Origin of the sequence: Escherichia sp. KCJ4928 (assembly GCF_004352695.1) — a bacterium.
GTDB lineage: Bacteria > Pseudomonadota > Gammaproteobacteria > Enterobacterales > Enterobacteriaceae > ECMA0423.
Genome location: NZ_SJWV01000701.1, coordinates 1 through 307 on the forward strand (window position 1 = coordinate 1; position 307 = coordinate 307).

General features: G+C 51.5%; 1 pseudogene. It reads left to right on the forward strand.

Annotated features, from left to right (window positions below):
- Positions 1–174 precede the first annotated feature (174 nt).
- Positions 175–307, forward strand: a pseudogene (locus E0D98_RS28605) (traC); the annotation flags it as partial.

Genomic DNA, 307 nt, shown 5'->3' on the forward strand with positions numbered 1-307 from the left:
GCACCTGGTATCTGATGACGGAGCGTTGACATGAAAATTGCTGTCTTAATTTGACGACTTTTCCCGGCCTTTATGGCCGGGATTTTTTTCCCTTCTGTTTCCACAATGCCCGGCACCGGTGACACCTTACGGTGTACGGAGAGCGGCTGTCGGGCATTTTTTCAGGACGCCTTTATGACAATTCTATCCCAGGAAAACCCTGTCATTCTGTTACTGGAGAATATGCTCGAAGCACTCTCCACCGCCCCGGACAACATAAACAACGAACGGCGTCGCCGGCGTTACCTGCTGAACTGGCTTGACACTG